This is a genomic window from Corallococcus sp. CA047B, assembly GCF_003612065.1.
Classification (GTDB): domain Bacteria; phylum Myxococcota; class Myxococcia; order Myxococcales; family Myxococcaceae; genus Corallococcus; species Corallococcus praedator.
In genome coordinates this window covers 18,351-32,373 of the sequence record NZ_RAWD01000069.1, presented here as the reverse complement: position 1 = coordinate 32,373, position 14,023 = coordinate 18,351, and the positions used below count along the sequence as shown (strand labels likewise).

The window sequence follows — 14,023 nt, the reverse complement described above, 5'->3', positions numbered from 1 at the left end:
CCCCCACGGCCAGCACCAGCCCCAGCCCCTTGCGCGCGCCCCGGCTCTCTCTGTGTTGCGACACTGACCACCACCTGTTGTTTGTGCGAGGCATGGGGAATCCATGCGCTGGAAGACGCGTGCGGTTGGGACGGGGCATCAAGGCGCGGCGGAGTTGCGGGCCTGGGCCTGCATCTCCAGGCGGATCTGCTCTTCCTGGGTGCGGCGGCGCTGCTCCTCCGTCGCCATCCACGCGGTGAGCTGCTCCATGTTGGTGCCCCGGGCGCGCTCGCCCAGCGCGAGCGCCCGCTGCATGTCCTGTTCGGCCAGCAGGCGGTACATCTCCATCTTCCCGCCCGCGAGCATGTAGCGGCGCTCGGTGTCCTGACCGCCGAAGATGTTCTGCTGGAGGATGATGTCCTCCGCGTGCGCGAGCAGTTGTTCGCGCTGGGGGTTGTCCTTCCACGCGAGCGCGGCCTTGAAGTAGTCCACCTCCATCAGCCGCTCGTACTGCTCCCGGGGCTCCACCTCGCCGCGACCCGGGTCCTTCAGGCCGTCGGCCAGGGTCTTCATCATGTCCGGGCCGGAGAGCAGCTTGCGGTACGCGTCGCGGCCCTGCTCATCCAGCAGCACGTGCTTGTGGTAGTGCATGAACAGGCCCAGGGGTTTGTTGTCCTCCAGCACCTGGGCAATCAGCTCCTTGGGCATCAGCGGGGGCCGCTCGGTGCCGGGGGGCAGCGGCGCCTCCGGCACCTGGAGCGAAGGAGGGGCCTTCACGCTGGCGGCCGCGACGGCGGGCGCCACGGCCAGCGCGGCCGGTGTCTGGGGTTGCGCGGTGGCCACGGGCGACGCGGTGTCGGAGGACTGCTGCTCCATCCAGAGCCAGGCACCTCCCAGGCCCACCAGCAGGGCGAATCCCAGGACGACCCAAGTGCGGCTGCGCTTCATGGTGCTCCCCTCCGAGGACTGACGGAATGAACGGGCCCGGGGCCCACGACGGGCCCCCGGGCGGACTTCGCTGTGACGGGATGGCGGGCTGCCGCGGGACTACTGCGGCAGCGCGTCGGCGGGGATGCCGCGGTACAGGATGATGCGGTTCATGTACTCGACGTCGTCGTTCTGGAAGCGGGCGGAGCCGACGAGGAAGCCCTGGGCGACGAGGATGTTGGAGACCTGGTCGCGAGACTCCGGCTTGAGGTTGTAGACCTTGCCGGAGTGGGTGCCCTTCTCCACGGAGACGATGGCGTCCGGGGTGCCATCCGCCCGCAGCAGCTCGTCACCGACCTTGAGCGTCTGGGCCTGCACCAGCCGGCCCTCGCGGTTGAGCACGGGGTGCTCGTTGGTGACCCGCAGCTCGCCGCCGGACGCGGTGCGCACGTTGAAGATGATGTGCTCGCTGTCGCGCGTCTCGGAGGTGTAGCTGTACACCTTGCCCTGCGTGAGCTGCGGGGCGTCCAGCGTGGAGTCGGGGCCCAGCGTGACGATGTCCTCGCGGCCCTGCTTCATGGCCTCCAGGATGTTCGCGTCGCCGTCGCTGAACAGCACGCGCTGATCCGGCGTGAAGCAGGACGACTCGCAGTAGGCGACCACGAAGAAGCTGCTGCTGTTGGCCACCGGCGCCCCGGTGCCCGCCGGGTTGGTGTAGAGGCGGCAGTCGTCGGGGTTGGTGGGGTGGGGGAACAGTTGCGTGCCCGTGCCCACGGAGGCGTTGTTCTCGAAGGTGGGGTACAGCGGCCGGGGCCGGGTGGCCGTGTGGGACCACTTGAAGTAGTTGGCCGTCGCTCCGGTGGTCTCCTGCGCCACGGTGTAGAGGGGCGTCGCGTCGAAGGTGCCCCACGCGTGGTAGAAGTTGACGTTCCACTGGAACGAGCTTCCGGAGAAGGACTTGTCACCCAGCGGGTTCACCGCGGTGTTGACCTCCTTGTAGTCCTTGGCGAACTGGAAGCTCGCGTCGAACGCGCGCGAGGACAGGAACCACGCGTCGGGGTTGAGGACGTTGCGGAGGAGGCCGCACTTGCGGGCCCGCTCGATGCGGATGTTCGCCTGCGCCGGGGTGAGGCTGTCGGTGCTGCAGCGCCACTCCTGCAGGGGTTCGGCTTGCGCCGCCAGCGGGAAGAGAGACAGCGCCGCCAGCGCGGCGAGGGGACGTGAGATGGGTGAGGTCATCCTGCTTGCTCCTTGGGGTACGGGGACACGGCCAGACAGCGCACCAGGGCACTACTGCGGCAGCACGTCCTCGGGGACGCCGCGGTACAGCAGGACGCGGTTCATGTATTCGATGTCGTCGTTCTGGAAGCGGGCGGAGCCGACGAGGAAGCCCTGGGCGACGAGGATGTTGGAGACCTGCTCGCGCGACTCCGGCTTGAGGTTGTAGACCTTGCCGAAGTGGGTGCTCTTCTCCACGGAGACGATGGCGTCCGGGGTGCCATCGTGACGCAACAGCTCGTCGCCGACCTTGAGCGTCTGGGCCTGCACCAGCCGGCCCTCGCGGGTGACGACGGGGTGCTCGTTGGTGACCTTCAGCTCGCCGCCGGACGCGGTGCGCAGGTGGTAGAGCAGGTGCTCGCTGTCGCGCGTCTCGGAGGTGTAGCTGTACACCTTGCCCTGGGTGAGCTGGAGGTCGTCCAACGTGGCGTTGGCGCCCAGGGTGATGACGTCCTCGCGGCCCTGCTGCATCGCCTGGAGGAGGTTCGTCTCACCGTCGCTGAACAGCACCTTCTGGTCCGGCGCGTAGCAGGACGACTCGCAGTAGGCGATGACGTAGAAGTTGGTATTCCAGACGGTGGTGCCCGTCGCGTCCGAGTACAGGTTGCAGTTGTTCAGCGTGGGGTGGGGAAAGAGCTGCGTGCCGCTGCCGGCCACCGGGCTGTTCTCGAAGGAGGGGTAGAGCGTGCGGGGGCGGCTGCTGGTGTGCGACCACTTGAAGTAGTTCGCCGTGGGGCCGCTCGTCTCCGCGGACACCGTGTACATGGGCGAGTTGTCGTACTTCGAAAACGCGTGGTAGTAGTTGACGTTGTACTGGTTGAGGTTCCCCGTCCACGCGCGGTTGGTGTTGAACTCCTTGTACTCCTTGGCCCAGTCGAAGTTCGTGTCGAAGGCCTTGCCCGACAGGAACCACGAGTTCGGGCCCGCCGGGTTGAGGTTCTGGGTGAGGCCGCACTTGCGGGCCCACTCGATGCGCGCCTGGGCCTGCTCCGGCGTGAGGCTGTCGACGCTGCAACGCCATTCCTGCATCGGCTCGGCGACCGCGGCGGCGGGCAGGAGGGTGAGGACCGCGACCTTCAGGAAGGTGGGGAGGGACGGCTTGCGCATGTGGGACCCGTCGCGTGAGCGATTGAGAGGGACAGCCTGGCTGGGAAGGGAAGGCCCCCCTTCTTCAGGGGGGCCGGTGACGCGTCGTGGGCGGGCTACTTCACCTTCGCCATGACGACGCCGGGGTTGCGGTTCTCCGTCCAGACGACGTGACCGCCGCCCGCGGAGATGCTGTTGATGTTGAAGGCGGCGGCGAACGTGGCCACCGGGGCGCCGCCCGCCAGGGGGAAGGCCAGGACGTTGCCGGGGTTCAGGTCCTCGGCCACCCAGAGGCGCACGCCGTCGCTGGCCAGGCCGGTGATGCCGGGCCGCGTGGTGAACAGGCTGACGGCGCCGCCGCCCTTGGGCATGCGCTGCACGTCGTTGCCCTCCTGCCAGAAGAGGTTGGCGCCATCCACGGTGAGGCGGCCCGTGAGACCGACGCGGCTGGTGGCGAGGGCGGTGGTGGCGCCGCCCGCCACGGGCAAGGACAGGAGGGAGCCGCCCTGGGTGATGAACAGGCTGGTGCCGTCGGTGGCGATGCCGCCCAGGCCCGTGAGGCCGGTGGCGAGCGTGGACACCGCGCCGCCGTTGACGGACACCTTGAGGATGGCGCCGCTGGCCTCCGTCCAGAAGACGCTGACGCCATCCGTGGCGACGGCGATGGGGTCCGGGCGGTTGAAGGCGAGGACGCTCTCCCCGCCGCTGTCGAGCGAGGCCTTCATCACGACGCCGGCGGCGCGGCGCTCCACCCAGTAACCGAAGCGGCCATCCGTGGCGGAGCCGGAGATGTCGAACCGGGAGACGGGGGTGAGCGGGTGGTCCGCGTTGAGGAAGTCCTCCATCACCTGCTTGCGGAAGGGGATGAAGGTGTTGGCCAGGGCGTTGGACACGACGAAGCGGGTGCCTTCCGGCCCCGTCTGCGTGCTCTCCGAGCTGTGCACGAAGGACGCGGAGTTCGGGAAGGTGATGCCGCCGCCCATGGGGGCGCTGTTGCTGCGGTCATGGCAGCCGCCGCAGGAGAGCGCCTGGGCGCGGGCGACAATCTGGTTGGGCGTGAGCGGGCTGCCCAGCCGGGTGAGCTCCGTCTGGATGTCGTTGCGGAAGGTGCTGGCGCCGCTGCCGAACTGGGTGGAGTAGTCGTCCTCGGTGCCGAAGGACTGCGCGTCGCTCTGGGCGGCGTTGAAGTTGTCCGGGACGCTGTAGTTGAAGGTGTTGACGTTGTTGACCGCCAGCTCCTCCACCTGGGTGATGAAGTGCGCGCGGAAGCTGGGCGCCAGCGCGTGCGCGGAGGCGGGATTGAAGAGCCGTCCCGCCGGGTTGGCCTTCACCGTCACCGGGGCGAACTTCAGGGTGCACACGCCGGCCGGGCACTGCCGCTGGATCTTGAACTCCTTCAGCATCCACGGCCCGCCAATGAACATGTTGACGCGCACCTGACCGATGCCCGCCGGGTTGAAGCCGTAGTTGTTGATGTGGATGACCGGAGAGAAGCCGGGCAGGCCGGTGAAATAGAAGTCGCGCACGGCGGTGGCGCGGGCGGCCAGGGTCTTGGTGCTCAGGTCGCGCCAGAAGGACTGGACGGGACGACAGCCGTCGATGCCCAGGTCCGGACGGGGGTTGGGGAGGGCGGCCTCGAAGATGATGAAGTTGCGGCCTCCGCCTCCACCTGTCTTGCCAAAGACGACGCGGTACTCACCACAGTCCGCACCGGACGTGGGCGCCAGGTCGAAGCGGTTGTAGATGCCGATGGCGGAGTAGGAGTTGATGTTGGTGATGCTGGTGGGGACCGCCTGCGCGCCCTCGGAGGTGCGGCATCCATTGGGGAAGCCGTTGAGCAGGTTGCCGCTGTCGTTGCAGTGCGCGCTCGGCTGGAGGTCCGCCTGCCCGGTGGCGGGGTTCTGCGTGTCCCAGAGCTGACGGAACAGTTGGGTGGAGTTCAGGCCCGTGCCGCCGTTCTGCGCGGCGAGCTGGTTGAGGACGTTGGACAGGGTGAAGTTGGTCAGGATGGCCGTCTCGGTCAGCACCACCGACTTGCGGGCATCCACCGTCTGGGGCAGCACCGAGCCCAGCCCCTGCTCCTGGCCCCGGTTCGTGACGCCCATGCCGCCACGGTCGGAGATGGGATCCCGCGGATCCACGGAGGCTTCGTCCGGCCCCTCGGCCTGACAGCCCGCGCACAACACGGCTCCAGCCGCGAGCGCGGCCTTGAGAGAGTCCTTCAGCATGTGGGGATTCCTTCCGCCGCGTTGGACGGGTGCCGTCAAAACAGGCGATGCCTGTTGTTGACTCGGGGAATAACTATTGTCGCACTATAAGTGAAAGTCAAACCCAGCCTAATACTTGGCATGCAAAGCGTTTTATGTGGCTCAGGCAGTTTTTGCTGGTTCAGCGGATCCGGCGGAATTCCACTGGATTGCCGAGACACGATTGTGTTTGAGGAACGGTCTGTCCTGGATGGAATCCTGACGGGCCGTATCAGATGAATCCGCAGTGCAGAATCCGCCTGGGAAGGTTCGGCGTCGCGTCCGGATGCGTCAGCCGTGCCGCACGCGGACGTGCGGGGCGAGTCTGTGATTGATGTGCTCTACAACTCTCGCGGAGCCGCCCGCAAAAGGCAGACAGGCCACAAGCACGTCACGGCCCTGTTCGTCCGCGTCCCGGCGCGCGGGCCTCATCGGGGGAACGCTGGCACGTCGAGCCGAGGCGGTGGCGCCTCTGCGGCGGATTCGATGAGGCGCTTCATGCGGTCGTCGTCGAGCTCCACGCCCGCGCAGGCGAGGGGGCAGTCTTCGCTGCGCTTCTCATCGCGCGGGCCGTACGGCTCTCGCGGACTCGGTGCCAGGACTTCCGCACGGGAGGCCCTGCATTCGCGTGAGGTCTGGACCTCCGCCACGCAGGCCCGGGCCGCCGTCGCGGGGATGACCGCGTCCGGTTCTGTCGCGAGGCCCCCCGCGGCCGCTGCCTGGACGCGTGGATCCGGGGAGCGCAGCACGTGGGCCAGGAGCGTCTGCTTTTCAGCGAGGGAGAGGCGGCGGTCGCTGGCGATGGCTCCCACGTGAGCCGGCAGGGGCGCGCCCTGGAGGGCTGCCTGGGCCGCGACCTTGAGGGCCTCCGGGAGCACCCTGATGCCGGGCACGGGCTTGAGTCCCAGGAGCAGGTCGAGGACTGCCTCGCGTCCACCCAGGCGGTCCGCATGGGCGGGGGCGAGCAGCTTCGCCACAACCCCTGGCGTGGCGGTGAGTCCGTCCAGCAGGTTGGGTTCGCGTTCCATCACCCAGTCGAACAGGGCCTCGGCCCGCGCGGGGTCGGCGAGATCCAGGTTCAAGTGCAGCGTGCGGAGCTGCGCCGGGGTCAGTTGCTTCAGCACGTCGATGACGTCAGCCGGGGGCAGCTTCGCGAGGTAGCGGGACAGGACCTGCACCGTGGTCTCCGTGCAACGGGGCTGGGTCCGCGCGATGGCGCGCAGCCGCTCGGTGGACAGGGACAGGGCGTAGGCGTCGTCGAGCTGGTGGCAGGGAACGGTCGCGGTCCAGGCCCGGAACGCCGCGTCACTGGCGGGGGCGCGCCGCTGGAGTTCGCCCAGCAGGTCCACGAAGAGGGACAGGGCGCGGTGCTCCAGGAGGGCCCGGTCGAGCCAGGCGGTCTCGAGTCGGGTGAGGGGGGGCGTCGTCAGGACATGGAGGCCGGGTGAGCGGCCTTCGCGTAGCTGCAACAGCGCGTCGGTCCGTTCGGAGGAGAGCTCCGCGGCTTGCGACAGGAAGTCTCGCTGCACCGCCGCGGGCTGATTCCACAGCCACCACGCCAGGGGCGACGCACGGCTTTCGAGGACGGTGAGCCGTTCGGCCACCTGGGCGCGCCGGGCCAGGGTCATCAACTCCAGACATCGGGGGCCCGGGCAGGCGCCGTCGCGCAGCAGTCTTGGAAGGCCCGCGCGCAGTCCTTCGCTACGGCAATCCGGAGAAAGGACCGCATCCAGCAGGCGTCCCTGCCGCGCGAGCGTGTCCGCGACCTGGCGGCGTTGTTGGGGCGTGTCCGCGACGCCACACAGATGCATGAGCGGCGTGGGTGGGCTCAAGGGATACAGCTCGCGCGCGGTGGGGTGCGCGGCGTATTCCATCCGCGCGACGCCCACGCCTTCACGGGCGAGGTTCGCGAGCCCGGTGAGGGCCTCGGCGCACGGGTGCTCAGGCGCGTAGGGGCCGCCCCTGCATTCGTACCGCATCACGAGCGCGTGATACCGGTGGAGCGGGTCGGCTTCTCGCACCCAGGCTTCACAGTCGGCGGGAGCCACGCGCGCGTTGGAGGCAGCGCGGGTGACGAAGCCGTTGCGGCCTTTCATGCGAAAGCGAAGGTCCTGCGTGTCGGGCGTCATGCCACGGGCTTCGAGTTCCAGGGGGGCGTCCGGGTCGCCGCTGCCCGCTTCCAGGACGGTGAAGAGGAACCGGCAGCCGCCGACCGATTGGGAGTCCGGTGCGGAAGGCCGGGTGCCATCCGCGCAAGGGATGGGAAGGAAGCCGACGGTCGCGGGCTGGAGGGCGTAGCGGTCCTTCTCCCCGAAATGGGCAAGCTCGGCGGCGTGGAGCGCGGTGAGGCCGCACAGTGCTTCGGTGGAAGGGTCCGAGGGCGCGCCAGAAGCCGCGACCAGGACGAACAACACCCCACCTGCGAGCAAGCCCATGCGTACGGTTCCCTCTCCAACTCGCTGTTCAGTCGCGAGGAGCCGCCGCGCGAGACAGCCTGTCTCTCACGGCGATGCCCAGGCCGCTCGCCAAAGGCAGACAAGCCACGAGCACGTCGTGGCCCTGTTCATCCGCCTCGCGCAGCCGGGCGTACAGGACGCGCGCGGCCTCGGCCGGCTCTCCTGGCACGTCGAACCGCTGCACATCCCCAGGCAGTGACAGCGACGCGGGGCCCAGCACGCCCACGCGCAGCCCCTGTGACTTCAGCATCTCCACCCGCTGAGCCACTTCGGAAGGCTCCGCCAGCACCACGCCTGCGCGTGGCGCGTAGTGCGACGCCAGCGAACCGGACACGCGCACCGTGGTGGACGCGCGCACCGGCACCGTCCTGCCCAGCACCCGCTCCACCTCTTCCGTCGCCAGGCCTCCAGGCCGCAGGATGGCGGGCGCACCGGAGGACAGGTCCACGATGGTCGACTCCACGCCCACCGTGGACGGACCGCCGTCCAGCACCAGGTCCACGTCTCCACCCAGGTCCTGTTGCACATGCTCCGCCGTCGTCGGGCTCACGCGGCCGAACCGGTTGGCGCTCGGCGCGGCAAGGCCTCCGCCCAGCCGTCGCAGCACCTCCAGCGCCACCGGATGCCCCGGCACCCGCAGCGCCACGGTGTCCTGGCCTCCCGTCACCGCGTCCGTGGCCCTCGCCGTGCGCGGCAGGACCAGCGTCAGGGGCCCCGGCCAGAACGCCTTCGCCAGCGCCGTCGCTTCGTCCGGAATCACCCGGGCCCACTGGGACAGGTGCTCCGCCCCCGGGATGTGGACGATGAGCGGGTGGGTGGCCGGCCGGCCCTTGATGGCGAAAACACGACGGACCGCCAGCTCGTCCTCGGCGTTGGCCGCGAGTCCGTAGACCGTCTCTGTTGGCAGGGCGATGACACCGCCGCGTCGCAGCAATTCGACTGCACGGTCGAGGAGGTCGGGATTAAGCATGGCGCGGTCGCAATCTCCCCCCAGGAGCCCCCATGGGCAAGTCGCACGTCTTCGCTGCGCGCAGCCAGATGCCAGTCCCCACCGCCGACCTCTTCGACTGGCACACCCGCGAGGGCGCCTTCGAACGCCTGTCTCCTCCCTGGGAGACCGCCGAGGTCGTCGAGCGCACCGGCGATGGCATCCGCCCCGGTGCCCGCGTCGTCGTGAAGATCCACCTGGGTCCCATCCCCCAGCGCCTGGTCGCTGAACACACCGGCTATGTGGAGGGCGCCTCCTTCCAGGACACCCAGCGTGAAGGCCCCTTCACGAAGTGGGTCCACGACCATCGCATGCACGCCGGCCCCGCCCCCCAGGCCTCCGTCCTGGAGGACGCGGTGGAGTACGTGCTGCCCGTGGGGGCGCTCGGGGACACCTTCGGCGGGGGCTACGCGCGCCAGCGGCTGGAGCGCATGTTCGCGTACCGCCACACCCTCACCCGTCTGGACCTGCGCCGCCATGCCGCCTTCAAGGAGCAGGGGCCCCTCACCGTGGCCATCGGTGGCGCCTCCGGCCTCGTGGGTTCGGCGCTGGCGTCGTTCCTCACCACCGGGGGCCACCGCGTGAAGCGGCTGGTGCGTGGCCGTCCGAACGCGGCCCGGGGCGACATCGCCTGGGCGCCCGACAAGGGCACCGTGGACGCGGAGGGCCTGGAGGGCCTGGACGCGGTGGTGCACCTGTCCGGGGCCAACGTCGCGGAGGGACGTTGGACGGAGGAGCGCAAGCAGGAGCTCCTCAAGAGCCGCACGGAGAGCACCCGCGTGCTGTGCGAGGCCCTGGCCCGCGCCAGCCGCAAGCCCCGCGTGCTCGTCTGCGCTTCCGCCATCGGCCTCTATGGCAGCCGGGGCGATGAGGAGCTGACGGAGACGTCCGGGGTGGGCGGTGGCTTCCTCGCGGACGTCACGCGCCAGTGGGAGTCCGCCACCGCGCCCGCGGAGGCCGCGGGCATCCGCGTGGTGCACCTGCGCATCGGCGTCGTGCTGGATGCGAAGGGCGGGGTGGTCGGGAAGCTCGCGCCCGTGTTCCTCGCGGGTGGGGGCGGGCCCATCGGTTCCGGGAAGCAGTGGATGAGCTGGGTGGCGATGGAGGATTTGCTGGGCCTCATCCAGTTCGCCATCGGCACGCCGTCCCTGCGCGGCCCGCTCAACGCCGTGGCGCCGAACGCCGTGCGGCAGGGGGACCTGGCCCGGGTGCTGGGCAAGGTGCTGCACCGTCCGGCCCTCTTCCCGCTGCCGGCGGGCGTGGTGAAGACCGTGTTCGGGCAGATGGGCGAGGAGACCCTCCTGTCCAGCGCCCACGTCCTGCCCACGGTGGCCCAGGCCCACGGGTTCCCCTTCCAGTTCCCCGACCTGGAAGGCGCGCTGCGCTTCACCCTGGGCCGCACCACCGAGGGCGCGGAATTCCGCCACACGTAGGCCGGTGCTTGACACTCCCGGGGCGGGGGGCCAGAAGTGCGCCGTTTCCCCCTCGCTTCGAGGAGTCCTTCCTGATGATCCAGGTCGACGGGCTGACGAAGTACTACGGCGAGCACGCGGCCATCCGCGACCTCGCCTTCACCATCGGTCAGGGTGAAGTGATTGGCTTCCTGGGCCTCAACGGCGCGGGCAAGTCGACGACGCTCAAGATTCTCGGGTGCGTGCTGCTGCCCACCTCGGGGCGCGTCGTCATTGACGGGCACGACGTGGTGAACCAGTCCCACGAGGTGCGCCAGCGCATCGGCTACCTGCCGGACGTGCCCCCCGTCTACGAGGAGATGACGGTGGGCGAATACCTGGCCTACGTCGCCCGCCTGCGCGACGTGCCCGCCAAGGCCACCCCCGTCCACGTGGGCGAGGCCGAGGAGAAGACGGGCCTGCGTGACGTGCACGGCGAGGTCATCTCCACGCTCAGCCACGGCTACCGCCAGCGCGTGGGACTGGCGCAGGCCCTGGTGCACCGGCCCGCGCTGCTCATCCTGGACGAGCCCACCAGCGGGTTGGATCCGCTCCAGATTGTCGAGATGCGCGACGTCATCCGCGGCCTCAAGGGCGCGCACACGGTGCTCGTGTCCAGCCACATCCTCCCGGAGATCTCCCAGACGTGTGACCGGCTGCTCATCATCCACAAGGGCGCGCTGCTCGCGCAGGGCAGCGAGGAGGAGCTGTCGCGCAGCCTGGGCGGTCCGTCCATCGAGCTGGACGTGCGGGGCTCGCGTGCGCGCGCGCTCGAAGTGCTCCAGGGGTTTGGCGCGGTGGAGGTGCGGCAGGGGGAGGGCGAGGTGCTCGGGCTGAAGGTGGCGGTGTCCCCGGACCTGCGGCCCCAGGTGGCGCGGGCGGTGGTGGGCGCGGGGCTGGAGTTGCTGCGGCTGGATGCGGGCGAAGGGCAGTTGGAAGCGCTCTTCCTCAAGCTGACGGGCCAGGAGGTGCGCGCGTGAAGGCGCTCCTGATTGCTCGCCGCGAGCTGGCCGGCTACCTGCGCACGCTCAGCGGCTACGTCATCCTCGCGGTCATCCTCGCGGTGAACGGCCTGTTCTTCAACGCGTACGCCCTGGGCGGCGCGAGCAAGCGCTCCGCGGAGGTGCTGTCCGGCTTCTTCTACTACTCCAGTGGCTTCACCATCGTGGCGGCCATCCTGGTGTCCATGCGGCTGCTCGCGGAGGAGCGCCAGACGGGCACGCTGCCGCTCCTGTACGCGTCTCCGGTGCGCGACCGGGACATCGTGCTGGGCAAGTTCCTGGCGGGGCTCGCGTTCCTCGCGCTCTACCTCGCGTGCACGCTGTACATGCCGCTGCTGGTGCTGGTGAACGGCAAGGTGTCCTTCGGGCACGTGGCGGCGGGCTACCTGGGGCTGTTGCTGCTGGGCAGCGCGTCGCTGGCGGTGGGCACGTTCGGCTCGTCGCTGGCGAAGAACCAGCTGCTCGCGGCCATCTTCTCCGCGGTGATGCTGGTGGCGCTCATCCTGTGCTGGTTGCTCGCGCGCATCACGGAGCAGCCGCTGTCGGATGTCTTCAGCGCGATGTCGCTGTGGAACCAGCACTTCCCCCCGTTCCAGGCAGGGCTCATCCACGTGCGCGACGTCGTCTACTACCTGGTCGTCACGTACGTGGCGCTGTTCGCGGCGACACGGGTGTTGGAAGCGCGGAGGTGGCGATGAGCACGCCGGTTTCCTTCGGTACCGGGCTGGCCGCGACGGTGGCCTTCGTCTCGGGGCTGGTCGCGGTCTTCCTCGCGGAGCGCGTGCTGGGCGTGGGCTCCGGCCGCGTGGCCCTGGCCGCGCTGGGCGTCGCCGTCGCCGTGGGCGCCACCGGCTGGCGCGTGGTGCGGATGCTGGCGGCCCCTCCGGCGCGGCGCGCGCTGGAGCGGTGGGTCCTGGTCCTGTACGCGCTGGGGCTGTTGGCGCTGGTGCTCTACTTCCTCCAGGGGGACGTGGGGACGGCGCTCTTCGGGGCGCCGCTGTCGCGCTCCGCCCCGAGGTTGGCGGGGGTGCTGGCGGTGCTGTTCCCGGCGCTGCTCGTGTGCGCGCTCCTGCCGCTGGCGTTGGTGGAGGCCGCGCTCGTGGCGATGGCGCGTGCACCGGTGCCGGAGACGGGGCGGGTGCGCAGCGCGCTGTTCTCCGGTCTGGGCATGGCCTTCGTGGGCGTGTTCGCGTTCGCGGCGACCTACGTGGCGACGAAGGCGGATGCCACCTGGGACCTGTCGTACTTCCGCACGGCCCGGCCGGGCGAGGCGACGCGCAAGCGGGTGCTCGGCCTCAACGAGCCCTTGCAGGTGACGCTCTTCTTCCCGCCCGCGAACGAGGTGGGGGAGGCGGTGCGGCAGTACTTCCGCGACCTGGAGCCGGAGAGCCCGCTGCTCAGCGTGGAGTCGTTGGATCAGGCGGTGGAGCCCGCGCGGGGCAAGGCGCTGGGCGTCAGCAACAACGGCTCCGTGGTGCTGTCACGCGGGGACCGCAAGGAGGTGCTGACGCTGGGCCTGGACATGGAGCGTGCGCGGGGGCAGCTCCAGCGGTTGGACGCGGAGGTGCAGCGGCGGATGCTGTCGGTGGCGAAGCCCCGGCGCATCGTCTACCTGACGGGCGGCCATGGGGAGCGCGCCGACACGCGGCCCGTTCCCGGTGAAGCGGCCCGGCCGTCGGTGGCGCAGTTCAAGGAGCTGCTGCGCGCGCAGAACGTGGACGTGCGCACGCTCACGGCGGCGGAGGGGCTGGGCACGGAGGTGCCGCGCGACGCGGCGCTGGTGGCGGTGCTGGGGCCCACGAGCGAGCTGCGCCCCGAGGAGACCACCGCGCTTCAGGAGTACTGGATGCAGGGCGGTCGGCTGTGGATCGCGCTGGAGCCGGACGGTGCCGCGCTGGAGCCGTTGCTCAAGCCGATGGGGCTCCGGTCGCTGCGCGTGCCGCTGGCGAACGACCGCGTCTACTTCCGCACCACGCGTCAGGTGAGCGACCGGGGCAACCTGGGCACGGCGAGCTTCTCCTCGCACCCGTCCGTCACGTCGATGTCCGCGCTGGGGTCGCAGGCGGCGGTGGCGTTCCCGGGCGCGGTGGCGCTGGAGCTGGTGTCGCCGCCCGTGCCCGGCGTGAAGCTGGACACGAGCGTGCGTGCGCAGGCGGAGACCTTCGCGGATCTCAACGGCGACTTCGAGTCCCAGGCCGGTGAAGTCACACGGGCATGGCCGCTGGTGGTGGCGGTGGAGCGTCCGGCGGCGGGGGAGGGGAAGCCCGCGCCGCGAGCGGTGGTGATGGCGGACGCGGACGCGCTGGGCGACGGCATCCTGGGCAACGTGGGCAACGCGTACCTGGCGGTGGACACGCTGCGCTGGTTGTCCGGGGAGGAGGCGCTCTCCGGCGCGACGACGAGCGAGGAGGACGTGCCGTTGCAGCACACGCGCTCGCAGGACGTCGCGTGGTTCTACGCGACCGTCTTCCTGGCGCCGGTGGTGGTGCTGGCGGTGGGCTTCTTCGTGACGCGCAGGCGCGGACGGCGTGCGCCCCGGAGCGCCGCGGTGGGAGGTGCGCGATGAAGGCGCGCGACGTGGCCGTGCAGGGAGTCCTGGCGGGCGTGGCCC

At 70.2% G+C, this 14,023-nt stretch carries 10 protein-coding genes; 4 read left to right on the top strand and 6 right to left on the bottom strand.

What is annotated here, in order from left to right; genetic code table 11:
• Window positions 1-138: 138 nt before the first annotated feature.
• The 6 genes from D7X74_RS13800 to D7X74_RS13775 form a co-directional block, all read right to left on the bottom strand.
• Window positions 139-927, bottom strand: coding sequence for a hypothetical protein (locus tag D7X74_RS13800; RefSeq protein WP_120533412.1), 789 nt, complete (start codon window positions 925-927; stop codon window positions 139-141).
• Between the two features lie 99 nt (window positions 928-1,026).
• Window positions 1,027-2,145, bottom strand: coding sequence for a Hint domain-containing protein (locus D7X74_RS13795; protein ID WP_120533411.1), 1,119 nt, complete (start codon window positions 2,143-2,145; stop codon window positions 1,027-1,029).
• 51 nt (window positions 2,146-2,196) lie between these two features.
• A complete protein-coding gene (locus tag D7X74_RS13790) occupies window positions 2,197-3,291 on the bottom strand; it encodes a Hint domain-containing protein (RefSeq protein ID WP_120533410.1) in 1,095 nt (364 codons plus the stop codon).
• Between the two features lie 95 nt (window positions 3,292-3,386).
• Window positions 3,387-5,498, bottom strand: a complete 2,112-nt coding sequence (locus D7X74_RS13785) for a hypothetical protein (protein ID WP_120533409.1) — start codon at window positions 5,496-5,498, stop codon at window positions 3,387-3,389.
• 446 nt (window positions 5,499-5,944) lie between these two features.
• On the bottom strand, window positions 5,945-7,951 hold the full coding sequence (locus D7X74_RS13780) for a hypothetical protein (protein ID WP_120533408.1): 2,007 nt from the start codon (window positions 7,949-7,951) through the stop codon (window positions 5,945-5,947).
• Window positions 7,952-7,979: 28 nt separating this feature from the next.
• Window positions 7,980-8,942, bottom strand: a complete 963-nt coding sequence (locus D7X74_RS13775; protein WP_120533407.1) for an L-threonylcarbamoyladenylate synthase — start codon at window positions 8,940-8,942, stop codon at window positions 7,980-7,982.
• Window positions 8,943-8,974: 32 nt separating this feature from the next.
• Between D7X74_RS13775 and D7X74_RS13770 the strand changes: the two genes are divergently transcribed.
• From D7X74_RS13770 to D7X74_RS13755, 4 genes are all read left to right on the top strand, one after another.
• Complete coding sequence (locus D7X74_RS13770; RefSeq protein ID WP_120533406.1) at window positions 8,975-10,393, top strand: TIGR01777 family oxidoreductase; 1,419 nt, start codon at window positions 8,975-8,977, stop codon at window positions 10,391-10,393.
• A gap of 74 nt (window positions 10,394-10,467) precedes the next feature.
• Complete coding sequence (locus D7X74_RS13765; RefSeq protein ID WP_120533405.1) at window positions 10,468-11,391, top strand: ABC transporter ATP-binding protein; 924 nt, start codon at window positions 10,468-10,470, stop codon at window positions 11,389-11,391.
• The gene (locus D7X74_RS13760; RefSeq protein ID WP_120533404.1) at window positions 11,388-12,110 is read left to right on the top strand and encodes an ABC transporter permease; all 723 of its coding nucleotides are present in this window, start codon (window positions 11,388-11,390) and stop codon (window positions 12,108-12,110) included. The genes D7X74_RS13765 and D7X74_RS13760 overlap by 4 nt, the downstream gene beginning before the upstream one ends.
• Entirely contained in the window at window positions 12,107-13,978 is a 1,872-nt protein-coding gene (locus D7X74_RS13755) for a Gldg family protein (protein WP_120533416.1), read from the top strand. The genes D7X74_RS13760 and D7X74_RS13755 overlap by 4 nt, the downstream gene beginning before the upstream one ends.
• Window positions 13,979-14,023 lie beyond the last annotated feature (45 nt).